21 protein-coding genes and 1 CRISPR repeat array are annotated in these 22,941 nt (G+C 34.3%); of the genes, 10 read left to right on the plus strand and 11 right to left on the minus strand.

The features are described from left to right. The first annotated feature begins 67 nt into the window (after positions 1 to 67). Positions 68 to 1,531 (plus strand): IMP dehydrogenase, encoded by a 1,464-nt coding sequence (gene guaB, locus RAM17_RS05815; RefSeq protein ID WP_110448132.1) that lies wholly within the window; start codon positions 68 to 70, stop codon positions 1,529 to 1,531. A 282-nt stretch (positions 1,532 to 1,813) separates the two neighbouring features. Further along, a complete protein-coding gene (locus RAM17_RS05820) occupies positions 1,814 to 3,238 on the plus strand; it encodes a hypothetical protein (RefSeq protein ID WP_110448131.1) in 1,425 nt (474 codons plus the stop codon). Positions 3,239 to 3,742: 504 nt separating this feature from the next. Here RAM17_RS05820 and RAM17_RS05825 read toward each other — a convergent pair. Then, positions 3,743 to 4,294 (minus strand): hypothetical protein, encoded by a 552-nt coding sequence (locus tag RAM17_RS05825; RefSeq protein ID WP_306240937.1) that lies wholly within the window; start codon positions 4,292 to 4,294, stop codon positions 3,743 to 3,745. Further along, positions 4,239 to 4,658, minus strand: coding sequence for a hypothetical protein (locus RAM17_RS05830; RefSeq protein ID WP_306240939.1), 420 nt, complete (start codon positions 4,656 to 4,658; stop codon positions 4,239 to 4,241). Before RAM17_RS05830 ends, RAM17_RS05825 begins: the two co-directional genes overlap by 56 nt. Before the next feature lie 961 nt (positions 4,659 to 5,619). On the opposite strand from RAM17_RS05830, the gene RAM17_RS05835 reads away from it, so the two are divergent. The 4 genes from RAM17_RS05835 (at position 5,620) to RAM17_RS05850 (ending at position 11,664) form a co-directional block, all read left to right on the plus strand. After that, entirely contained in the window at positions 5,620 to 5,748 is a 129-nt protein-coding gene (locus RAM17_RS05835; RefSeq protein WP_258334369.1) for a hypothetical protein, read from the plus strand. Between the two features lie 264 nt (positions 5,749 to 6,012). Beyond that, a complete protein-coding gene (locus RAM17_RS05840) occupies positions 6,013 to 6,141 on the plus strand; it encodes a hypothetical protein (RefSeq protein WP_258334368.1) in 129 nt (42 codons plus the stop codon). 272 nt (positions 6,142 to 6,413) lie between these two features. After that, positions 6,414 to 7,041: a CRISPR direct-repeat array (repeat unit 28 nt; unit sequence GTTCACTACCGTGTAGGTAGTTTAGAAA). Between the two features lie 174 nt (positions 7,042 to 7,215). Further along, positions 7,216 to 9,108: a hypothetical protein gene (locus tag RAM17_RS05845; RefSeq protein WP_306240942.1), complete on the plus strand. Its 1,893-nt coding sequence runs from the start codon at positions 7,216 to 7,218 to the stop codon at positions 9,106 to 9,108. Positions 9,109 to 9,978: 870 nt separating this feature from the next. Beyond that, positions 9,979 to 11,664 carry a hypothetical protein gene (locus tag RAM17_RS05850; protein ID WP_306240944.1) on the plus strand — a complete coding sequence of 562 codons (1,686 nt, stop codon included), beginning with the start codon at positions 9,979 to 9,981 and terminating at the stop codon, positions 11,662 to 11,664. A 61-nt stretch (positions 11,665 to 11,725) separates the two neighbouring features. Here RAM17_RS05850 and pgm read toward each other — a convergent pair whose 3' ends face one another. The 3 genes from pgm to RAM17_RS05865 all read right to left on the minus strand — a co-directional run bounded on the left by pgm (position 11,726) and on the right by RAM17_RS05865 (position 14,148). Beyond that, complete coding sequence (gene pgm / locus RAM17_RS05855) at positions 11,726 to 13,363, minus strand: phosphoglucomutase (alpha-D-glucose-1,6-bisphosphate-dependent) (RefSeq protein ID WP_110448128.1); 1,638 nt, start codon at positions 13,361 to 13,363, stop codon at positions 11,726 to 11,728. Positions 13,364 to 13,437: 74 nt separating this feature from the next. Beyond that, entirely contained in the window at positions 13,438 to 13,941 is a 504-nt protein-coding gene (locus RAM17_RS05860) for a replication initiation regulator SeqA (protein ID WP_110448127.1), read from the minus strand. Between the two features lie 21 nt (positions 13,942 to 13,962). Beyond that, positions 13,963 to 14,148, minus strand: a complete 186-nt coding sequence (locus tag RAM17_RS05865; protein WP_146208331.1) for a hypothetical protein — start codon at positions 14,146 to 14,148, stop codon at positions 13,963 to 13,965. Between the two features lie 165 nt (positions 14,149 to 14,313). Here RAM17_RS05865 and RAM17_RS05870 point away from each other — a divergent pair, with 165 nt between their 5' ends. Continuing rightward, a complete protein-coding gene (locus RAM17_RS05870; RefSeq protein ID WP_110448126.1) occupies positions 14,314 to 14,805 on the plus strand; it encodes a glycine zipper 2TM domain-containing protein in 492 nt (163 codons plus the stop codon). Between the two features lie 228 nt (positions 14,806 to 15,033). Continuing rightward, positions 15,034 to 15,441 (plus strand): lactoylglutathione lyase, encoded by a 408-nt coding sequence (gene gloA / locus RAM17_RS05875; RefSeq protein ID WP_110448125.1) that lies wholly within the window; start codon positions 15,034 to 15,036, stop codon positions 15,439 to 15,441. Positions 15,442 to 15,502: 61 nt separating this feature from the next. Here gloA and gmk read toward each other — a convergent pair whose 3' ends face one another. Further along, positions 15,503 to 16,132: a guanylate kinase gene (gene gmk / locus RAM17_RS05880; protein ID WP_110448124.1), complete on the minus strand. Its 630-nt coding sequence runs from the start codon at positions 16,130 to 16,132 to the stop codon at positions 15,503 to 15,505. Positions 16,133 to 16,361: 229 nt separating this feature from the next. Between gmk and RAM17_RS05885 the strand changes: the two genes are divergently transcribed. Together RAM17_RS05885 and RAM17_RS05890 are read left to right on the plus strand one after the other, a co-directional pair. Next, positions 16,362 to 17,057, plus strand: coding sequence for an AzlC family ABC transporter permease (locus RAM17_RS05885; RefSeq protein WP_110448123.1), 696 nt, complete (start codon positions 16,362 to 16,364; stop codon positions 17,055 to 17,057). Next, on the plus strand, positions 17,054 to 17,377 hold the full coding sequence (locus RAM17_RS05890; RefSeq protein ID WP_110448122.1) for an AzlD domain-containing protein: 324 nt from the start codon (positions 17,054 to 17,056) through the stop codon (positions 17,375 to 17,377). Before RAM17_RS05885 ends, RAM17_RS05890 begins: the two co-directional genes overlap by 4 nt. Before the next feature lie 60 nt (positions 17,378 to 17,437). Here the strand turns inward: RAM17_RS05890 and RAM17_RS05895 are convergent, their stop codons facing one another. The 5 genes from RAM17_RS05895 to purB form a co-directional block, all read right to left on the minus strand. Next, the gene (locus RAM17_RS05895; protein WP_110448121.1) at positions 17,438 to 18,337 is read right to left on the minus strand and encodes a heme biosynthesis HemY N-terminal domain-containing protein; all 900 of its coding nucleotides are present in this window, start codon (positions 18,335 to 18,337) and stop codon (positions 17,438 to 17,440) included. Between the two features lie 10 nt (positions 18,338 to 18,347). Continuing rightward, complete coding sequence (locus RAM17_RS05900) at positions 18,348 to 19,766, minus strand: uroporphyrinogen-III C-methyltransferase (RefSeq protein ID WP_110448120.1); 1,419 nt, start codon at positions 19,764 to 19,766, stop codon at positions 18,348 to 18,350. 22 nt (positions 19,767 to 19,788) lie between these two features. After that, entirely contained in the window at positions 19,789 to 20,523 is a 735-nt protein-coding gene (locus RAM17_RS05905; RefSeq protein ID WP_110448119.1) for a uroporphyrinogen-III synthase, read from the minus strand. Then, positions 20,523 to 21,440, minus strand: coding sequence for a hydroxymethylbilane synthase (gene hemC / locus RAM17_RS05910; RefSeq protein ID WP_110448118.1), 918 nt, complete (start codon positions 21,438 to 21,440; stop codon positions 20,523 to 20,525). Before hemC ends, RAM17_RS05905 begins: the two co-directional genes overlap by 1 nt. Before the next feature lie 118 nt (positions 21,441 to 21,558). Continuing rightward, positions 21,559 to 22,926, minus strand: coding sequence for an adenylosuccinate lyase (purB, locus tag RAM17_RS05915; RefSeq protein ID WP_110448117.1), 1,368 nt, complete (start codon positions 22,924 to 22,926; stop codon positions 21,559 to 21,561). Between the last annotated feature and the right edge of the window lie 15 nt (positions 22,927 to 22,941).

Consider the following 22,941-nt stretch of genomic DNA (forward strand, 5'->3'; position numbering starts at 1 on the left):
TATTGAAAGTGAGTAGAATACATCGGCAATATTTTATCAACAATTCAACTCAATGGTGAATATTGTCATGTCTCGTATAGTTAAAGAAGCCCTCACGTTCGATGATGTTTTATTAGTTCCAGCCCATTCAACTGTTTTACCTAACACTGCTGATATTACAACTCAACTGACGCAAACCATCAAATTAAATATTCCAATGTTATCTGCGGCAATGGATACTGTTACCGAAGCCGAACTTGCTATTGCACTTGCTCAAGAAGGTGGCATTGGTTTTATTCATAAAAATATGCCAATTGAAGTTCAGGCAGAACATGTCAAACGGGTAAAAAAACATGAAAGCGGAATTGTACAAGATCCCGTATCAGTATTACCTACAGCAACGATTAAAGAAGTGATTGAACTAGCCAAAGAATATGGTTTTGCTGGTTTCCCTGTTATAACAGAATCGCAAGAATTAGTTGGCATTATTACTGCTCGTGATGTTCGATTTGCTACTGATTTATCACTATCTGTTACAGCCGTAATGACGCCTAAAGAACGCTTAGTTACTGTTAAAGAAGGTGAATCTCGGGAAAGTGTTTTGAAAAAGATGCATGAACACCGTGTTGAAAAAGTATTAGTTGTTGATGATCGTTTTCACTTAAAAGGCATGATAACAGTCAAAGACTACAATAAAGCCGAACAAAAACCAAATGCTTGTAAAGATGAAAAAGGTCGTTTACGAGTGGGTGCTGCTGTTGGCGCAGGAGCAGGTAATGAAGAACGTATTGCTGCATTGGTAGAAGCGGGTGTTGATGTGTTACTTATCGATTCATCGCATGGTCATTCAGAAGGTGTACTTGAACGTATTCGCCAAACAAGACAAGCTTATCCAAACTTACAAATTGTTGGTGGCAATGTGGCAACCGGTGAAGGTGCTAAAGCACTGATTGATGCCGGAGTAAGCGCAGTCAAAGTCGGTATTGGGCCAGGTTCAATTTGTACTACACGTATTGTTACTGGGGTAGGGGTACCACAAATTAGTGCGATTATGGATGCTGTTGAGGTAGCCAAACAACATAATATTCCTGTTATTGCTGATGGCGGTATTCGTTTTTCAGGTGATATCGCTAAAGCAATTGCTGCTGGCGCATCTTGTGTTATGGTTGGTTCAATGTTTGCCGGTACAGAAGAAGCTCCCGGCGAGATTGAATTATTCCAAGGCCGTGCTTATAAATCTTATCGTGGTATGGGGTCGTTAGGGGCAATGGCAAAAGGGTCATCTGATCGTTATTTCCAATCTGACAATGCTGCTGATAAGTTAGTACCAGAAGGTATTGAAGGTCGAATTGCATATAAAGGTTTGTTAAAAGAAATTATCCATCAACAAATGGGTGGCTTACGTTCATGTATGGGATTAACTGGCTGTGGAACTATCGATGAACTTCGCACTAAATCGAAGTTTTATCGTATAACTGGTGCGGGTATGAAAGAAAGTCATGTTCATGATGTTCTTATCACCAAAGAGCCACCTAACTATCGAGCTGGCTAATAAGTATGATTTAAAAGGGATTGAATACAATCCCTTTTTTATTTGTATCATTTGTTATCCAAAAAGTTTAGACAAGTTTTTGTAAAAATCCAAAGCTTTATTTTAAATGCTTAATTTAATAATATTAATGAAAGTTAATAGTTAAATATTAAAATTTATTGCATAGATTTTCTTCTGTCACTATACTTGCTGACGATTCCAAATACGAAATCAGATTGGTATTTATCCTTTTATGAGTAAAAAATTATATCAAACATCAGGTTAATTGACATGGTAGTCACGATGTATAATAAATTTAAATTTGAAACCTGCCTAAGTAATTATTTAAATTTGGTTAATTTTAGTAATAAACTAAACTGTTTACTTTTGTTAATGTTATGTTTTTTAACCATTAGTCAAAAAAGCCAAGCAATCTTAGCTAATACCGTAAATACCATTATTGGTAGTAAACCAAAAATTGTTAATATAGAAGCTGCTTCAAACAAACATGGTTTTATCTTAAATGGTGTTTTTTATAGTTCAAGCTCTCATAATTTAAACGATACGGATATTAACGAATTTGATGGTTTAACAAAATTTAGTGATTTTATTATTAAGAACTATACTGAAAATGATTTAGATAATTCATCTAATTATGATGATTCTGATGGTGATAATATTCGTAATAATAAGCCATTTATCGTTGAACAAACGGTTTACAATTGGTTTGATAATAATGGTGAAAAAATTCCTGATAGTGATATAGGTAATATCATAGGTTGTGGAAGCAATTATGCAATGCCTTTGTCATTGACATTAAAAACTTCAGTAAAAACCTATTCTGAATTTGGTAACCCAAATGAAAGTGAGTCAGTAGAGATAACTAAAATATATAAAATTGCACCTACAGGTGATGTATGTTATCTGAAACCAAATTCAACTAAAGTTTTACCTTTAAATCAATGGCGTGGTAGTGATGCTCAAGGGACTATGTACCCATGGAATACAGGCCCAATAAAACCAGATCCCGAAAGTGGAGGAGGTTATAATGAAGATTTTATTGTTGATAAAGGATTTAGAGCTAGGCCAATTGTTTCAGATAAACCCTTTCCTACTACAGGCTTCCCGGGTGCAGAATTTCAATTAATAATGAATTATTCTCAAGATAGTTATACTTATAATGTAGCAGTTAATCCTGGTAATGTGGCAACAGTTGATCAAACAGGTAATGTTCTTTTAAAAGCTAAACCACCAGAAGGTAATGGTGATATTGTTATTCGAGCTACATTAAAATCATCTCCTAACAAACATTTTGATTATAAATTTAATCCAACTTCTGTTTGGATAGAACCTCAAAATGTGGGTAGTTATGATTGGCGTACTGCATTTAACCGATTTTGTGGTGGAATTGATGGATTCCCATCTCGCAAAGATTATTCTAACTCACCTGTAGTTAATGTTGGTCCTAATTGGCAACGTCATGGAAAATGGAATTTTTCTACTCGTGCTATTAATCAAGGACTTTATCCTGAATGGGGATATATAAATCGTCGTACTTATCCAAATTCTAAATGGGAGTGGGATGAAACGACTTATTTTACTAAAGATCCTAATTCTGATACACAATACTTCATTATTTACCTACATGATGGTGGACTATTGCCTTCTCCTCGTACGCCGGGCGATTTCGCAGGTAATGATTTTGCGTTTATAGCTTGTAGAAAATAACATTTTATTAAACTATGTTATGGATTATTGATACCAATGCTTGATCAAATCCGTTAACTCAAAATAGATGTTATTTACATTGACAAGAAGCGTAAGAAATAACAAAGCTATGATATTATAAAATGAAATATCATTTGTTAAATAATAGACTAATGCTACGCAGTAAAAAACAGAATGCGTTTATCTGCAATTTTGGGTGAAGTATTTTTAAGCTTTGATTTATTGTTTTTTATGATGACATAGATGGCTTATAGTTTAAAAGAAAATATTGAATCTTATCAAAATACATCTAATAACCCATATCTCAATAGGAATGATACTGAAATCAAGACAGTAAATTGTTTATATATCAGAGAGCTTTATTTTAACTATTAGGTGTGGCAAGTTTTATTTTCAACTTATAAACAAGACCGAGTTGTTAGTTGTCTCGGTCTTGTAATCAGATTAACTTATCATGAGTTTTACTGACAAGCACTACATCTTAAAATGTGCACCTAATTTTAATTATTTTGCAATTTTCTTTTCAAAATTGACAGAATAACCCATTCCTCTTTTAATATAAGCTTCCTTTGCTTGATAGCAAGGATAGGTTCCTGTTATTTTACGTTCTAAAGTATTTTTTTCGTTCCATTTTAAATTTTGTGCTTCAATGTCTGCGATTTTATCAGCACATGAGTTAAATGTTTTAATAAATTCATCATCATTATTGGTAAAGAATTTTATATGTTTTGCGTTTTCTCTATCAAAAGCTTTTTCCCAACTTTTTCTAAAGGCCTTTAAAGAGTAGATATCTTCAGCACAATAAAGTGGTTTTTGTGATTCAATTGTTTGAATATCGGCGTTAGCCAGATCTTCAGTGGCTTTTTCTTCTAAAGCCGATTGAGCAACGGCACAATTTGAACCTCGACGTTGCTCTAATTTACATAGAGACATCATTTGCTCTTTAATAGCTTCGAATGAAAGTTGTTTTAATTCTTTTTTACCCTCATCAACTTTCTCATTATAAACAATTTCCCAAGCTTTTACATTTAGGAGACGGTGCGGAGAATAATACATTACACCCTTCAACTTTCAGATATTCATTGATTGACTTTTGCCATGATTTGTCCGCTATTTGGTTTTTAATTGCTGTCATTTCTGTTTCTAAAGCTAGTTTTTCCTCAGCTGCTTTACGTTCTTGTTCTAATTTAGCTTTTAGGATTCGATCTTCTTTAATAGCATTCTCTACAGCTTGACATTTGGTATCATTTTTTATTTTTTCGAATAATTTCTCAGCATTTTGTCTAAAAGCTTTATTTAAATCATTACGACATTCTTCTAATTTTTCTTTAGCAGAATCAATATGTTTTAAATAATACTCTTGATTCTTTTCTTCACATCCTATCAAACCTAATCCGGTTATTAATATAAGTCCTATCACTTTTAAGTTTTCATCATCTTTTCTATTTTAATTTAACTTAATCGATTAAATTAAGTAATAATTACTATTTATATAGTTGGGTCAGTTAGTGTTATTAGTGAGTAAAGATAATGCGGTATTGTTTTTATCATCGTTTAGCGACATCAACAACCTACTGACAACTGAGAGAAATTAGCATGGTAAACAGGGATGTTTGGTTGGGTTGTAATTTGTCAGGAACAAATAACAGTCAGTGCGTTAACAGCGAACGAAGGCGGAAGGCAGTTACATTGTGACCATTTGCGTAGTCGCCGCGTGAATTGATAAAGAGAGTTCGCTCAAATGCTCTTTACTCGGACGTAATCACCATATAGAACTAACCACTAAACAACAAAACGTCCGAAATTAAAAGAACAAAAAAGTTGAGGAAAGGGGTTTTTTAAAACCTAAATCTAGCCTCAATTTCACTGAAATTGGCTTTAAAACTAAAATCAGTTCGCTCTAAATATAAAAGTTTATTTCTAGACAATCAGATTGGAGTGCTTCATTTAGCGACATTAGCAATGTGCTGACAACTGAGCGAGGTTAGCATGGCAAACAGGGATGTTTGGCAAGGCTGTGTTTTGTCAGGAACAAATACAGCCGGTGCGTTAAAAGCGAACGAAGACGGAAGGCAGTCACGCAGTGACCACTTGGTGGTCGCCGCGAGAGTTGGTAAAGAGGGTTCGCGCAAACCCTCTTTACTCGGACGTAAACGCCATATAGAACTAATCACCAAACAACAAAACGTCCGAAACTAAAAGAACTAAAAAAGTTGAGGAACGGGGTTTTTTAAAGCCTAAATCTAGCCACAATTTTACTGAAATTGGCTTTAAAACTAAAATAAGTTAGCTCTAAATATAAAAGTTTATTTCTAGAAAATCAGATTGGAGTGCTTCATTTAGCGACATGAGCAATGTGCTGACAACTGAGAGAGGTTAGCATGGCAAACAGGGATGTTTGGCAAGGCTGTGTTTTGTCAGGAACAAATACAGCCGATGCGTTAAAAGCGAACGAAGGCGGAAGGCAGTCACGTAGTGACCATTTGCGTAGTCGCCGCGAGAGTTGGTAAAGAGGGTTCGCGCAAACCCTCTTTACTCGGACGTAAACGCCATATAGAACTTGCTACCAAACAACAAAACGTCCGAAACTAAAAGAACTAAAAAAGTTGAGGAACGGGGTTTTTTAAAGCCTAAATCTAGCCACAATTTCACTGAAATTGGCTTTAAAACTAAAATCAGTTAGCTCTAAATATAAAAGTTTATTTCTGGCAAATCAGATTGGAGTATTTCATTTCGCGACATGAGCAATGTGCTGACAACTGAGTGAGGTTAGCATGGCAAACAGGGATGTTTGGCAAGACTGTTGTTTGCAGGAACAAATCACAGTCGGTGCGTTAACAGCTAACGAAGGCGGAAGGCAGTCACTTAGTGACCACTTGCGCGGTCGCCATGGTAGTTGGTAAAGAGGGTTCGCGCAAACCCTCTTTACTCGGACGTAATCTTTGAATAGACCTAGCAACCAAACAACAAAACGTCCGAAACTAAAAGAACTAAAAAAGTTGAGGAACGGGGTTTTTTGAAACTTAAATTTGTACCCATTTCTAACCCTTTTTTTTGACTTAAAATAAAATTATTAAAAATCAAAACATTAAGAAGTTACTCAAAAAAAGGGTTTTTAATAGTAAAATTACGCTTTGTCTTTTTGCCAACTGCATTTATAGTATGTTGTGTTCTAGTTCACTACCGTGTAGGTAGTTTAGAAAAAAATTGGATGACGGGCGCGCAGAGTTGCAAAGTTCACTACCGTGTAGGTAGTTTAGAAAAACTTTTTCACCTTCTTGGGCGTCAACAAATTGTTCACTACCGTGTAGGTAGTTTAGAAACTCGCATTTTAAATCTGCAGGTATGCTTTTAAGTTCACTACCGTGTAGGTAGTTTAGAAATTTCGGCTCCCTCCCTTAGCCCACCTAATTTTGTTCACTACCGTGTAGGTAGTTTAGAAAAACACCCAGCGTTACAGGGGAAGTTAAAACCTGTTCACTACCGTGTAGGTAGTTTAGAAAGCTAGCAACAAGGGCGTAGGCATGGGCGAGCAGTTCACTACCGTGTAGGTAGTTTAGAAATAAACCAAAAGCCAGTAACAAAGATGAATAAGGTTCACTACCGTGTAGGTAGTTTAGAAATGTTTATGTTACCAATTGGGGCGAACAAAATCGTTCACTACCGTGTAGGTAGTTTAGAAATGAACTAAGAAAAGGTGCCATAAAATTTGAGGGTTCACTACCGTGTAGGTAGTTTAGAAAAAACAGCGCAGAGCTTAGATCGTCACCTGAATGTTCACTACCGTGTAGGTGGTTCAGAAAATAAACAACTCTAGTACAAGATTTAACCCAACGTTCACTACCTTGTAGGTATGACAAAAGTCTTAACAATTATTTACCAATCTGAATTTGCTATAATTACCTAATATATCTATACTTTTTTCTGCAAGGATTGCATATTTTTAGATAAAAATTATAAATTAAAGGATTAAGAGCATGTTGAGATACCCTTATTTAGGCGCTATTTCTAAATTAATTGTTAATACAACATTGACCAGTAAAAAAAATATATTGAGTCACGCCCCTTCAATACAGCAATTATTCATTAATCAGCCAATAAAGCGAAATTCAACGGTTAATAAAACACTACTTAAATATTCATCCTCATTTGGCCAAACAATAGTGAAATTCTTGAAAAAGATTTGTTTATGTTCTATGACTTTTTCAACTATATTTAGCCCTGTATACGCGTTAAGTGCATTTACCACAGAAAGTATAAAAGGTAGTGCACCATATTTAACGCTAGATGATGGTGTTAGTAAAATAACGAGTACAGAAGAGCTACTGGCAATTAAATTACCTAATGGTACTGTGATAACCCCGCAAAATGATGTATCAAGTATAACCAATCCGATCGAGTTACTTGATAAGAACAATACATATGCCAGTGTACAAACGATTGTTCCATTACCTATATCAGGCAATAATCAGTTTCCTGTAATAAATATGACGGATTTACTTGCTGCACCGTATAATTATTTTGCTGATGATGATGGTGATGGATTTGATGATAGTGACCTTATTACCGCAACCGCAACAGGTGACATTAAGATAAAATGGGAAGCCCGTAATCCTGCCGTAGCAGATATTAATGCTAAAAACGCATTTATAGATATTACATCGAAGGTGAAAAGTCATCCTGATGCCATTCCGGATTTATGTGATGGGGTACATAAAATAACCATTAGCGCTAGTAATAGTGAGTTAACTACACCTTATGGTGATCCCAATACAAATCATTTTCAAGAAGGTTCACATAGTTATTATTTAACGCCAAAATTAGATCCAAAAGTGTGTTATGCCCAGCCAAATTTGTATCCTGATAACGCTAGTTTAGGCGGTCGTGATTATGAGATAGATGGCATTTTATGGGATGCCGCACAAGTCGAGAGTGTCCATGATTATGGGGATTATCGAGGGTATCCAAGTAAAGGTATTAAGGTATTACGAGCAACCAATAGTGGTAATTATCAAGGTGAAACTTCAATAACTAAAAATAACTTTCCAACGACCGGATCACATGGATTGTATTTTTATTTACTATTTGGCGGTATAACACCTGAAGCGGTATTAGCTGCCAATGGCAGTACTGTACAATCTATAGAGGGGGGCAATGTTAGTTTATCATTAAGTGTAAGTAAAACCACTGAATGGGAGCATGGTGAGCATGGACCGATACCATATGGATTGGCTGAACCTGCTATAAAAATAACCTTAATCGGGCCACGTTTCAATTCTACGGATAAGAATTTTAGACCAATGACTTTCAGATTATATGCTGATAGTAATAAAAGTACGCTAATTTATGAATTTAAATTAATGCGTTGGTTTATTGCTAATCCTGAGATTGTTTTTAATAATGAAACTCGATTTGAACCACCTATTGGTTCAAATGATGAAGCTTTAAGTTATCAATCTAAGGCAAGGGATTATTGTAAAAGTTTAGGTAGTGGTTATCGATTGCCAGATGTGAATGAGTTTTCCAATACCAATCCTGACGATGGTTGGATTGGCGGTTATATTAATGAGTATGCAACGTATGCTCGTCGACAATTAAGTTATCAGGAGAATAGAAAGTGGATTGGTGGAATTGCGAATGAATGGGGGTGTATGGCTGAAGATGATTTGTATGATCCTGGTCATAATATGTTTTGCCAAACTTATACAGAAACAGATTGGAATGCATATAATTATTGGACGAATAATGTAGCAACAAATACTGAGCTACCTGAAAATGAAGGAAAACCATTTTTATATCGGGTTGAAGGAAAAACTCGGGTACTTCATTTAAATGCATTTGAAATTCGTGCTGCTTGTGTTACACCTTAAGTGTTAATTGTGTTAATCCTAAAATATAATAAATGCAAGTTATAGTCACTGTTAGTTTTTGATGTATTTTAACAGTTATTAGAGTATTGGTTTTTTATTAATATATTGCATAAAAAAGATAAAAAACCAATATAATACCTAGTATTTAACTAATTAAAATTTTTTTAAGTGGTTTTATAAGTACTATTATTTGTCTAGTATTAATGCGTTATATATCTGAACACTTGAATTTAAAGAATAAAATTCCATTTTATTCTTCCTACCTTTTTATTCAAAAAGGCAATTGTTTTTGCTTATTGGATAAAAGAGCAAAGTATTCAATTATTCTAAAAATGCGTACCATTAATTAATTGAGATTTCTAGGTAAATTAATTTAATAAGGTATCTCATCATGAAGAAATGATTGACCATAGGGTAAATAATAAAGGTCGATTATAAAAAATTTGAGGAACAGGGTTTTTAAAGCCAAAAATCCTCCAATAACCTCTTCGAAATTGGTTTTAAAGGAATAATTAAAGTGTAATATTACATTAAACTTTACAAAAATTAACAATTTAACAGTCGAAATAAGTTGCATGGTTTTTTTCAATCACTATACTTTTATAACTTATTTATATAACAGGATGAATTTTGTGCCAATAGGTATAAAATTGCAAATAAATCATTAATTTAGTTGACATGGATGTCGGATATGTATTATAATTTACAACACCAAACACCAAACACCAAACATGCCCAACCTATAATTTAACGTTAGTAAAGTTAAGCACGCACAGTTTATTATCTCACTACAATTCATTTCTCCAGCAAATTCGGCAAAATTTTTCAAAATTTCTTGGTTTAGCCTTTTTATCTCGGCAGATAGTTTTCGTGTTAATGGTGTTTGTTTTACAGTCTATCTCTTTTTCTAATTATGCATTAACGACTAAAACGACCAATATTATTCAAGGCTCAGCGCCTTATTTAACCTTTGATGGTGTTAGTAAAATAACGAGTACAGAAGAGCTACTGGCAATTAAATTACCTAATGGTACTGTGATAACCCCGCAAAATGATGTATCAAGTATAACCAATCCGATCGAGTTACCTGATAAAAAAAATACATATGCCAGTGTACAAACGATTGTTCCATTACCTATATCAGGCAATAACCAGTTTCCTGTCATAAATATGACTGATTTACTTGCTGCACCGTATAATTATTTTGCTGATGATGATGGTGATGGATTTGATGATAGTGACCTTATTACTGCAACCGCAACAGGTGACATTAAGATAAAATGGGAAGCCCGTAATCCTGCTGTAGCAGATATTAATGCTAAAAACGCATTTATAGATATTACATCGAAGGTGAAAAGTCATCCTGATACCATTGTAGATTTATGTGATGGGGTCCATAAAATAACCATTAGTGCTAGTGATAGTGAGTTAACTACACCTTATGGTGATCCCAATACAAATCATTTTCAAGAAGGTTCACATAGTTATTATTTAACGCCAAAATTAGATCCAAAAGTGTGTTATGCCCAGCCAAATTTGTTCTTTGATGGGGGGAGTCTAGGCGGTATTGATTATCAGGTAGATGGAATTTTATGGGATGTCGCACAAGTCGAGAGTGACCATGATTATGGTGTTTATCGAGGGTATCCAAGTAAAGGTATTAAGGTATTACGAGCAACCAATAGTGGTAATTATCAAGGTGAAACTTCAATAACTAAAAATAACTTTCCAACGACCGGGTCACATGGATTGTATTTTTATTTACTATTTGGCGGTATAACACCTGAAGCGGTATTAGCTGCCAATGGCAGTACTGTACAATCTATAGAGGGGGGCAATGTTAGTTTATCATTAAGTGTAAGTAAAACCACTGAATGGGAGCATAGTGGTCATGGACCGTATCCATATGGATTGGCTGAACCTGCTATAAAAATAACCTTAATCGGGCCACGTTTCAATTCTACGGATAAGAATTTTAGACCAATGACTTTCAGATTATATGCTGATAGTAATAAAAGTACGCTAATTTATGAATTTAAATTAATGCGTTGGTTTATTGCTAATCCTGAGATTATTTTTAATAATGAAAATGAAAATTCTCGCCCTATTAGTTCTAACGATGAGGCGTTAAATTATCAAGCTAAGGCAAGGGATTATTGTAAAAGTTTAGGTAGTGGTTATCGATTGCCAGATGTGAATGATTTTTCCAATACCAATCCTGGCTATGGTTGGATTGGCGGTTATGTTAATGAGTATGGAACGTTTGCTCGTCGGCAATTAAGTTATCAGGAGAATGGAAAATGGATTGGTGGAATTGCGAATGAATGGGGGTGTATGGCTGAAGATGATTTATATGATCCTGGTCATAATATGCTTTGCCAAACTTATACAGGAACAGACTGGCAATCGTATCAGTATTGGACAAATAATGTAATTTCACAATCTGAGCAATCTAAAAATAACGGAAAACCATTTATATATGTAAATGAAGGATATATCGACACAATTGATATGATTCTCGGGGACGGTATTTTTGCTGCTTGTGTTACACCTTAAGTGTTAATTACGATTATAAATAAAAAGTAGGTTAATTTTGATTAACCTACCTAAGTTTAGTTTATTGAATTGCTTTAGCGACTATTTGCTGTGCTTCTTGTTGAAGAGTTAATAGATGCTCATTACTGATAAAACTTTCTGCATAAATCTTATAAGCATCTTCTGTACCAGAAGGACGAGCAGCAAACCAACCATTTTGCGTGATCACTTTTAAACCACCAATTGGCGCATTATTCGCCGGAGCAGTGGTTAAGCATTGAGTAATTTCCTCACCAGCTAGTTTATCTGTGGTTAATTGGCTGGCATCGAGTTTGGCTAATTTTTGTTTTTCAGTAAATGATGCAGGTGCTTGAATTCGACCATAATAAGAAACACCAAATTTAGCTTCAAGTTCTTGGTATTGCTCCTGTGGATTTTTGCCTGTTTTAGCCGTCATTTCCGCCGCTAATAAGCATAAAATGATGCCATCTTTATCCGTTGCCCAAACTTTGCCATTAGTTCTTAAGAATGAACCACCTGCACTTTCTTCACCGGCAAAACCGAGTTTACCATGATAAAGTCCATCAGCATACCATTTAAAGCCAACTGGATATTCAAGGTATTTTTTGTTTAAGCTATTAGCAACACGATCGATCATTGAGCTAGTGACCAGCGTTTTACCAATAGCGATATTTTGATGCCACTGTGGACGATTTTGAAATAAATAGTTTACGCAAGTTGAAAGGTAAGCATTCGGATTCATTAACCCTTTTGGTGTAACAATGCCGTGACGGTCAGCATCAGTATCGTTACCAAAAGCTAAATCAAATTTATCTTTGAGGTTTAATAAACCGGCCATTGCCCAGCGACTTGAACAATCCATACGGATCACTTCATCATGATCAAGGTGCATAAAGCTAAATGTTGGGTCAATTTTATTGTTGACGATTTCAAGGTTTATGCCGTATTTTTCAGCAATGCGGGGCCAATAAGTAATACATGCACCGCCAAGTGGATCAACACCAATTTTTAGCGATGATGCTTTAATTAATGACAGATCTAAAATATTTTCAAGATCGTTAACATAATCAGTTTCATATTCTTTAGTATGAACGTAGTCTGATTTTATTGCTTTCTCTAAGCTAACACGTTTAACACCACTAAGGTTATTTTTTAATAATTCATTAGCACGATTTTCGATTTGTTTAGTTATATCAGTATCAGCTGGACCACCATTAGTCGGATTATATTTGATACCGCCATCTTCAGGTGGATTATGTGATGGAGTAATAACTATGCCATCAGCTAATTGAGATTGTTTATCCTGATTATAAGTCAATATTGCATGAGAGATCACTGGTGTGGGAGTATAGCCCCAATTTTGCGCTATAACTACAGTTTGTTCATTCGCCACAAAGACTTCAAGCACTGATTTTAAAGCAAGTTCAGATAAAGCATGGGTATCTTGACCAATAAAACATGGTCCAGTAATATTGTTTGCTTTGCGATATTCGGCTACTGCTTGGGCAATTGCTAATATGTGTACTTCATTGAAGGTTGCTTTATTTGAGCTACCACGATGACCTGATGTCCCAAAAATAACTAATTGGCTAACATTATCAACATCTGGTTGAATTTGATAATAGTTATTTTGTAATTCTTGGATATTAATTAGGTCAGATGGTTGAGCTAATAATCCTGCACGGCTTGACTTAGCCATTTTTTACTCCTCTTTCATAACTTTATTTTAATATTCACTTTTATAATCATTATGTTAGTGAATTATTATATAGTTTACGGTAAAAAAGCATGGATAACTTGATTAATCATGCTTTCTGAGATACCCATGTCACTCATAATTGATTCAATAATATGAAGTTTTCTAGCTGTATTTGTATTACTAATTACCCAATATGGGGTACCAACAATTTCTCTTGGTTTAGTGTTTTTTCCTGAGGTTTCTAAAGATTGTTTATCTTTAGCTAAGTATTGTCGTTTACTACCATGTAGTGATGTTGCAGCAATTGAAAATAGTGCCGGGTTATAGTTATAGAGGGCACCAAGTAGTAATAAAAAACGGCTAATGATCGATTTTTCATTTGTAAATGTATCGCTAGTAAGTAGATCATTAAAAATAGGGTAGTGATTTTCTTTGGCTAATATAGGATCAGCTTTAGTTAATAGAGGTTGATTAAAGTTTAATAAACGTCGCAAAATACTTGATGCATCTTCACCAATATGTTTAGTTTGACCTGCAATAAATTGATAAAGTTCTTCGTCGATTTCGATAGTTTTCATTCTGTTACTTTGCCTATTAAATTATTTTACCGGACAACCATCAACGGGAATGGCGTCAAAATTTAAACTTTTAGTTGGTTTGTCTTGTAAACAATCTAGTTTAGATTGATGAGAGACGGTTTCGTTTTTTGTCGTCGGTTGTTGATTTTCATCATGACAGGCCGTTATCATAACTGATAATAGTAAAGGAAAAAATAACCGTTTCATGTACTTGTTGTATGGTAGATTAACAATTGAGCTGAGTATAACTCAAGTTAACCAAAAATTATATTATCTAATGATAAAAAAATGAAAATGATATTGTTGTTTTTCAAAAAGAATATTATGCTAAACATGGTATAAAAAAGTATACTCAAATTATATGAGGAATAAATTATGAAAAAAATCGTCACATTAACTATTCTAGCAGCTATTTTATCTGGATGTAGTAATAGTGATATTTACTCTGGCGATGTTTATACAGCCGACCAAGCAAAACAAGTCCAACAAGTAAGTTATGGTACAGTTGTATCGGTAAGAGCAGTTAAGATTCAAGCGAATTCTGATGGTAAAAATAATGGTAATTTAGCTGGTACTGTAGGTGGGGCTGTAATTGGTGGTGTTTTAGGTAATACGATTGGTGATGGTACCGGTAGAATTTTAGCTACAGCAACGGGCGCTATTGGTGGTGCAATATTAGGTGATGCGATTGAAAACAAATCTAGTCAAGCTGATGCAGTTGAATTAGAAATTAAACCTGAAAATGGTTCTAATTTTGTTATCGTACAAAAAGGTGATGCTAAACAGTTTTATGCTGGACAAAATGTTAAATTAATTACTAATGGTCAACGTATCAATGCAGCACCAAGATATAGTGGTAAATAATATCTGATTTATTTCAAATTTATCATTTAAATCTGGCTAGTTTTATCTGAATTTGCTTTCGCTTATAGTTATTATAAGTGAAAGCTTCTTTTAATTTTAATTATCTTATTAGCTATTTAATCCCCATCAGCTAATTGATTATTTAGTCGACATAAAAATTTGCCTGTCTAATCACAAATCGCTAAACTCAAACTAAATGTTTTAATAGTAATAAGGAACTATATAGCAATGCGTGTATTACATACAATGATCCGAGTCGGAGATTTAAAACGTTCAATTGATTTCTATACTCGAGTTATGGGAATGACACTGCTAAGAACCAGTGAAAATCCGGAATATCAATATTCACTCGCTTTTGTCGGTTATGGTGATGAATCAACCAGTTCAGTAATTGAATTAACTTATAACTGGGGAACAGAAAAATATGATCACGGTACAGCTTTCGGTCATATTGCTATTGGTGTAGATAATGTCGCTAAAATGTGTGAGGATGTTCGTCAAGCTGGCGGTCGAGTTACTCGAGAAGCTGGTCCAGTGAAAGGGGGAAAAACGATTATTGCTTTTGTTGAAGATCCCGATGGTTATAAAATAGAGTTAATTCAAAATAGCCAAGCGACGAAAGCATTAGGCAATTAATTCAGTTATGCTAATTTTAACTATCGCCGAATTATCGGCGATATTGGTTCGTTAAATTGAGTTAATATTTCGCAGCTAATAGAGCGGCTAATAGCTGTTGATGTGCTATAGCTTGTTTGCTTTGTTCAAGACTAGCACTAGTCATAATGGCATTTAATGACCTTAGTGATTCATCAAAATCATCATTGATAATCACATAATCATATTCATTGTAATGTGAAATTTCAGATTGAGCTTTATGCATTCTTTTGCTGATCACCTGCGCATCGTCTTGACCTCGTTTGATGAGTCGATTTTCAAGTTCTTTAAGTGATGGCGGTAAGATAAAAATACTTTTTGATTCAGGCATTTGCTGCCTAACTTGTTTCGCCCCTTGCCAGTCGATATCTAAAAAAACATTTATACCTTGCATTAAAGATTGCTCAATTTCGGCTCTAGATGTTCCATAATAGTGATCGAATACATGCGCATATTCCACGAAAGCATTCTGTTCAATTAATGATTCAAATTCTTGATTATCAACAAAATAGTAATGTTCACCAGGCTGTTCTCCAGGTCTTGGTTTTCTTGTCGTATGAGAAATAGAAACTTTTGCTGGATGGCGATTTTCTTGTGCTAAATAGGCACGAATAAGACTTGATTTACCAGCACCACTTGGTGCCGAGATAATGAATAAAGTACCCGTATACATAAATAATATTACCGTTTTTTAATAAGATAATGAGTGATTTTTATTGTCACAAAGAGCCGATAGGCGCTATTATAACAAAATTTGCTTATTGTATGTGGCTTATTGTTACATCTAGATTTTATTATTAGCAATCAATTATATAGCGAATAATGTAGTATAGAAATTGAATCAATATTATTACAATTACTAAATATATTAGATAGCAATTTATTTCATTAAGGAAAGGAAAATGTCTTTAACATTTAAAGATGGTGTACAAGCGTGTATTCCAACTTTATTGGGTTATATTGGAATAGGTATTGCCGCAGGTGTTGTGGGTAAAGCATCTAACTTATCGGTATTAGAAGTGACTCTCATGGCAATTATTATTTATGCTGGTGCATCACAATTTATCATCACCGGTTTAATGATGGTAGCAACACCAATAACAGCGATTATTTTTACGGTGTTTCTAGTTAATTCACGGCATTTTTTGATGAGTATGGCTACCGCACCGGCATTTCGTCGTTTCTCATTATTGAATAATATTGGTATTGGCAGTCTATTAACTGATGAAAGTTTTGCGGTAGCCATGAATGCTATTGCTAATAAACAACCCGTAAATCCAGCCTGGATGCATGGACTAAATATAACCGCTTATGCTGCGTGGATATTATCATGCTTAGTTGGGGCATTGATTGGTGAGTGGTTACCCAATCCAGCACAATTTGGATTAGATTATGCATTAGTGGCGATGTTTATTGGTTTACTTTATTTACAGTTAACAGGTGATAAATCTAAAACAGTTCTTAATCGTGTTATTGCAATGTTGACAGTCAGTGTGATATTGATTTTTTTATTACGTTTTATCTCATCAGAAATGGCGATATTATTTAGTACTTTTGCAGGTTGCTTTATGGGGATTATTGTGGAGCGTAAAGCATGAGTATTTATAGTATATTAATCATTTTGGGTAGTGGTTTGGTGACTTGGTTACCTCGGGTTATCCCTTTCTTATTAGTCAGAAAATTGCAATTGCCTGAAGTAGTCATTCGTTTTTTATCCTATGTACCTATTTGTATTTTAACGGCACTATTTGTTGAAAATCTTTTTATGGTTAAACAAGGCGAATTTCCTAGTTTTAATGTTGAATATTGCTTAGCTGCAGTGCCAACTATTGGTATTGCTGTTTTGACTCGTAACCTAATGTGGGTCGTTATTGTTGGAATGAGTAGTATGGCATTAATTCGCTATTTTATTATCTAAGTTGATTTTCTTATTCCAACAAAAACAGGGCTATTGCCCTGTTTTACTATTTAATTTTTTTTAGGTTCTTTCTTTTTGTTCTAATCTTATAATGCTTTTAGTCAACTTTTCCGCTTCGGCTGTTTGACCTAATTGATTTAAATAGTTGGCCATTGCTTTCTGATTAGCTAAGTTATTGACGATAACTTTTGGTTGTTGTTTCCACCATTTTATTAGAGCAAGTGGATCACTATTGGTTGATAATTGTTTGATACGGCCAATATAGGCTGCTTGTCTAAATTGATCAAGTTGAGAGTCTGGATAAGCTTTAGTTTTATACATGATCGGTAATAAATCAATAACCGATTGATAATCTTCCGTTTCATAATAGAGTTGATCTGCCAATCTCAATATTTCAACATTACGCGGTTTTTCGTTTAATAATTTTTCAATTGTGATTTTAGCTGCACTATATTCATGATTTTTGAGTTGTAGACGAATTTGTACCAGTTGAAAAGCAAATAACTCTTTTGGTTGGCAACATTTTGCCGCCTCGACTAAAGATTGATTGGCGGCGATTAATTGGTCTGCATCAATTTGTGCTTGAGCTGCAAGTAAATAAGATAAAGTTGAGCTTTTTGCACCTTTGGCACTTTTCATAAATAGTTTAGCGGCTTGTTGATAATCACCTTGTAAAAGGTAAAATTGCGCTTGTTCAACACGTTTAACCGATTTTTTCGGTGATTTTAATCTTAACCATTCACCTAGAGCAGTTTTTGAGTTGAAGATTTTTTTACATATTTCATAAACTAAATACAGGACAAGTAATCCTAACAATTGTAATATGACAAATGAGTTAAAAGACATACTTATTCTATATTTAGCAACTTCAAATACCGCTGACCCTTGATGGCCTTCAAAAATAGGGCCAAGGAAAAATCCACCGACTAATACTAAGAAAATAATGAGTATTTTTAACATTATTATTCTCCTATTTACCTAATGCTGATTTGACTCGGGTTTGCATTAATTTTTCAAGCTCAATAATGCTGTCGAGTTTATCGGGGATATTTTGATTACTAATCGATTGTTTTTGTAAACTATCAAGATCATTTAAGAACAATTTAACTGCTGATGCATTACCATCGAAATAAGCATTAATCCAAGTCGAAGCATCATGTAAAGCACGTTGATATATGAGTTCTTGATGTCTTGGTACTGCCTGTGCCGCAATTAATAACCGGAAACGAATATTTTCACGAAGATACAGAGTCTGTTCTAAACTTAAAGGTGTTTTTAAAATTTGACATCTAACAATTTGCTTTTCATCATTACCAGCCTTATCTAAACAAGTGGCAAAATGGTTATCTTTTGCGTCAAGTTTTTCAATTTTGATAAATTTGTCCATAAATTTTTCGGCATTGACAAGTAAATTATCTGACCAATCATCTATTGATGAGCTAACATTATCATTTTCAGCTAAGTTCGATGACGGTTTATTACTTGTTGAAACCTCATCTGCGGTTTTAATTTCATTTTGCTTAATTGCCTGCGCAGTTTCTTTATAATTACCGACTAAAGGTAGGTCTGTTAATGATTCAGATAAACCTAATAGCTTAATAATAATTCCATCCGCATCAATAAAACTTATTTGTGATAAGGCATTAATATCTTTGCTAATGGCTTGTCTTGCGGCTAATAGACTTGGATCATTGGTTTTGGCCAAACTTTCGTCAGCACTTTTTAATAATAGACGGGCACTGGTATAATCTTGATCATTCCAAATTTTTCTACCAGCAAGATGGACTAAGTAGTTAGCCTGTGAGATTAACCAAACATTATTATCAAGTGTGGATAGGGCAGATAAACGTTCATTAATAGTATTTAAGTTTTGTTCGTTTAACTTAGTTGCATCGTTAATTTGTATGCTTAATTGTTGTTGAATCTTTTGGTTTTCATTTAATTGGCGATCAACACGCTGTGATAAAGATGTAAACTGTTGGTTTTGTTGATTGACGGCATCATTAATATTACTTTGCAAATCATTAATTATGCTAGCTTTAGTATTTTGCTTTAAGTTTGCAACTTCTGTTTGTAAGGTGGCAATCTTTCGCTTTTGATTTTCAATTTGTTTATATCCTTGGAAATAAACAAATCCACTTAGACAAACTGTTAATGCTATTGCAAGTATAGACAGTTTTGATACAGGTATGTGGGATTTACTGCTATTAACCGATGAATTGGTTGGTTGTTCGATTTTTGGACTAGAAGTTTTTTTGATTGGTTCTTTTTTATCTACGTTCATCGTCTTTTTCGCTTCTTTGTTTGCATTAGGTATAGGCGGTTGACTAAATGAAGTGGTGCTGATGTTTGAAAGTGTTGCATTGGCACCATAGTATTTTGCTGGCATAAATTAACCTCATTTAGATTTTTTAAATATTTTTGGCATTATGACATAGAGTTATCATTGTTTTAAATAAAAATTGATTATTTGCGCTAACAATTTTTAAAACTTTTTGCCAATTTAACTGTTTAGCTTTTATAAAAATTCTCTCACTGGTAACGATTAGTTGCGCTTCATTCTTATGTTTATTTTGGCAGTAAATATCTAGTTGTAATAAGTGATCAACACTTGTAATTAATATGATTTGTTGGGCAATATTTTCGGCTAATATGTTTGGTTTATAAGTAATAGTTTGACGAGTATAGCATGCAATTGTTTTCACATTAACTGTTTGCAATTTTAACTGCTGAGATAATTGTTGACCACCATTATCCCCACAAAGAATTAATGCATTATGACCACTTATTGCTTGTTGATTTAATAATGATAATAATCCGGCACTATTTTCTTCGTTAGGGTAATCAACATGAACGTTATTTTGCTGACTAAATAATTCGGCAGATTTTTTGCCAATAGCAAAATAACGAAGGTGATTAGGTAACCTGAGATCGGGCAGATGTTGTTCAATCATATAAGTAACTTGTGGTGAAACAATAATAACCATATCACCTAGATTGAGATTATCCAATTGTTGCTGTAAATCCCTCAGATCTTGACCAGCTAAGATATTAAAAAAAGGCAGATGTATTGCTGATACATTGGCTTGATTTAATAATCGGGTTAAATTATCCCCTTCGGGGGAAGGGCGAGTAATATAAATCATTAGTTAATTAGTTCCGCTAATATTTTATCAGCGCCTTTAGCTAATAATTTTGCAGCCAATTTTTCACCTAAGCTCTCGGCTTCTTTGGCAGCTCCTGTTATACTAACTTTAATAATTGTTGAACCATCTAGACTGCCAACTAAACCATTTAAGGTTAATAAATTGTTATTTAAAAGACTTTGACAGGCAATAGGCACTTGACAGCCACCTTGCAATGCCTGATTCATTGCTCTTTCGGCTTGAATACAAATTCGGCTATGTTTATCATCAAGTGGCGCAAGTAATTGCAAGATTGTTTCATCATTGATTCGAGTTTCGATACCAACTGCACCTTGGCCTACCGCGGGTAAAATTAAGTCAGTATCAATGTATTGCTTGATTCGTTCCTGTAATCCTAGTCGTTTTAAACCAACCGCAGCTAGAATTATGCCATCATATTCTTGATTATCCAATTTTGATAAGCGCGAACCAACATTACCACGTAAATCCTTGATTATGAGATGTGGATATTTAGCCCGTAATTGACATTGACGTCTTAAACTTGAGGTGCCAATGATAGCGCCATTAGGTAAATCATCTAAACATTGATATTGATTTGATATAAATGCATCACGAACATCATCTCGTTGACAGATTGTAGCAAGTGTTAATCCTGTAGGAAATTGAGCTGGAATGTCTTTAATAGAATGAACGGCAATATCAGCTTTATTATCTATTATGGCTTGTTCTAATTGTTTGACAAATAACCCTTTACCACCGATTTTCGATAGCGGACTATCCAATAGTACATCACCTTTAGTTACCATTGGGATTAGTTCAACGGTTAAATCTCGGTGGATAGTCATTAATTGTTGTTTAACAAAGTTAGCTTGCCAAAGGGCTAAGGGACTTTTTCTTGTTGCGATGCGGATTTTCAATGATGCTCCCTATCTACCGAATTTTAAATATTTTTGTTGTTATATGTCATTCAACATAAATTGGTTAGCCTAAAACTCATTATGTTTGAGCTTTAGGCTGCGACACTCATAATGTCAGTTATAATTCATCAACAAAATTAATGGCAAAACCAATGTAATTTGCTGGGGTTAACTGTTTTAAACGAGCTTTTTCATGTTCAGGTAACGCTAACGAATCGATAAATTGTTGCATTCCTTGTGCATCAACACGTTTACCTCGCGTTAATTCTTTTAATTTTTCGTATGGTTTTTCGATACCATAACGACGCATCACGGTTTGAATAGGTTCAGCTAATACTTCCCAATTTCGATTAAGTTCATCAAGTAGATGCTCTTGATTTACTTCAAGTTTATTTAGACCTTTAAGTGTTGACTGATAAGCAATAATCGCATAACCAATACCTACTCCGAGATTACGTAATACCGTTGAGTCGGTTAAATCTCGTTGCCAACGAGAAATAGGTAATTTACTACCAAGATGACTCATAATTGCATTAGCAAGGCCCAAATTGCCTTCTGAATTCTCAAAATCAATTGGGTTAACTTTATGTGGCATAGTTGAAGAACCAATTTCACCTGCAACGGTTTTCTGTTTAAAATGATTTAGAGCGATGTACCCCCAAACATCACGATCAAAATCGATCATAATTGTATTAAAACGGGCAATACAATCAAAATATTCAGCAATATAATCATGTGGTTCAATTTGGGTAGTATATGGATTCCACTGTAATCCTAATGAAGTTACAAATTCCTCACTAAATTTATGCCAATTGATTTGTGGATAAGCAACCATATGCGCATTATAATTACCTGTAGCGCCATTGATTTTACCTAGGATTTCAATTGACTCTAATTGTTTTAACTGTCTTTTTAATCGATAAGCAACATTGGCAAATTCTTTACCGATAGTGGAAGGTGTAGCTGGTTGTCCGTGTGTTCTTGATAATAATGGTAAGTCACGATAAGTCTTAGCTTGCGTAGTGATGATAGTAATTAATTTGTTCCAGTAAGGGATAAGAACTGTGTCTCTGGCTGTTTTTAACATTAAAGCATAAGATAGATTGTTGATATCTTCTGATGTACAGGCAAAGTGGATAAATTCATTAATAGCTTGCAGTTCTTCGTTAGTGTTAACTTTTTCTTTTAAGAAATACTCAACAGCTTTAACATCATGATTTGTTGTCTTTTCGATTGTTTTGATGCGTATTGCATCTTGTTCATTAAAGTTCTCAACAATTTCATTAAGGTGCTTAGTAGCTTGCTCACTTAGCGTTGGTACTTCAAGAATATCTGCTTGTTTAGCGAGTTTTTGTAGCCATCGAACTTCAACTTGCACACGATATTTTAACAAACCATATTCACTAAAAATGGTGCGTAATTCTGTTGTTTTGTCACCATAACGACCATCAATTGGTGATAGGGCGGTAAGAGCAGATAATTCCATCGGTTTTACTCCGTT

This window comes from Gilliamella apis (assembly GCF_030758615.1).
Classification (GTDB): Bacteria; Pseudomonadota; Gammaproteobacteria; order Enterobacterales; family Orbaceae; genus Gilliamella; species Gilliamella apis_A.

Excerpts from the sequence above, each read along its gene's own strand:
- guaB (WP_110448132.1), top strand. The coding sequence starts at position 68 with ATGTCTCGTATAGTTAAAGAAGCCCTCACGTTCGATGATGTTTTATTA.
- RAM17_RS05820 (WP_110448131.1), top strand. The coding sequence starts at position 1,814 with ATGTATAATAAATTTAAATTTGAAACCTGCCTAAGTAATTATTTAAAT.
- RAM17_RS05825 (WP_306240937.1), bottom strand. The coding sequence starts at position 4,294 with ATGTATTATTCTCCGCACCGTCTCCTAAATGTAAAAGCTTGGGAAATT.
- RAM17_RS05835 (WP_258334369.1), top strand. The coding sequence starts at position 5,620 with ATGGCAAACAGGGATGTTTGGCAAGGCTGTGTTTTGTCAGGAACAAAT.
- RAM17_RS05840 (WP_258334368.1), top strand. The coding sequence starts at position 6,013 with ATGGCAAACAGGGATGTTTGGCAAGACTGTTGTTTGCAGGAACAAATC.
- RAM17_RS05845 (WP_306240942.1), top strand. The coding sequence starts at position 7,216 with ATGTTGAGATACCCTTATTTAGGCGCTATTTCTAAATTAATTGTTAAT.
- pgm (WP_110448128.1), bottom strand. The coding sequence starts at position 13,363 with ATGGCTAAGTCAAGCCGTGCAGGATTATTAGCTCAACCATCTGACCTA.
- RAM17_RS05860 (WP_110448127.1), bottom strand. The coding sequence starts at position 13,941 with ATGAAAACTATCGAAATCGACGAAGAACTTTATCAATTTATTGCAGGT.
- RAM17_RS05865 (WP_146208331.1), bottom strand. The coding sequence starts at position 14,148 with ATGAAACGGTTATTTTTTCCTTTACTATTATCAGTTATGATAACGGCC.
- gloA (WP_110448125.1), top strand. The coding sequence starts at position 15,034 with ATGCGTGTATTACATACAATGATCCGAGTCGGAGATTTAAAACGTTCA.
- gmk (WP_110448124.1), bottom strand. The coding sequence starts at position 16,132 with ATGTATACGGGTACTTTATTCATTATCTCGGCACCAAGTGGTGCTGGT.
- RAM17_RS05885 (WP_110448123.1), top strand. The coding sequence starts at position 16,362 with ATGTCTTTAACATTTAAAGATGGTGTACAAGCGTGTATTCCAACTTTA.
- RAM17_RS05890 (WP_110448122.1), top strand. The coding sequence starts at position 17,054 with ATGAGTATTTATAGTATATTAATCATTTTGGGTAGTGGTTTGGTGACT.
- RAM17_RS05895 (WP_110448121.1), bottom strand. The coding sequence starts at position 18,337 with ATGTTAAAAATACTCATTATTTTCTTAGTATTAGTCGGTGGATTTTTC.
- RAM17_RS05900 (WP_110448120.1), bottom strand. The coding sequence starts at position 19,766 with ATGCCAGCAAAATACTATGGTGCCAATGCAACACTTTCAAACATCAGC.
- RAM17_RS05905 (WP_110448119.1), bottom strand. The coding sequence starts at position 20,523 with ATGATTTATATTACTCGCCCTTCCCCCGAAGGGGATAATTTAACCCGA.
- purB (WP_110448117.1), bottom strand. The coding sequence starts at position 22,926 with ATGGAATTATCTGCTCTTACCGCCCTATCACCAATTGATGGTCGTTAT.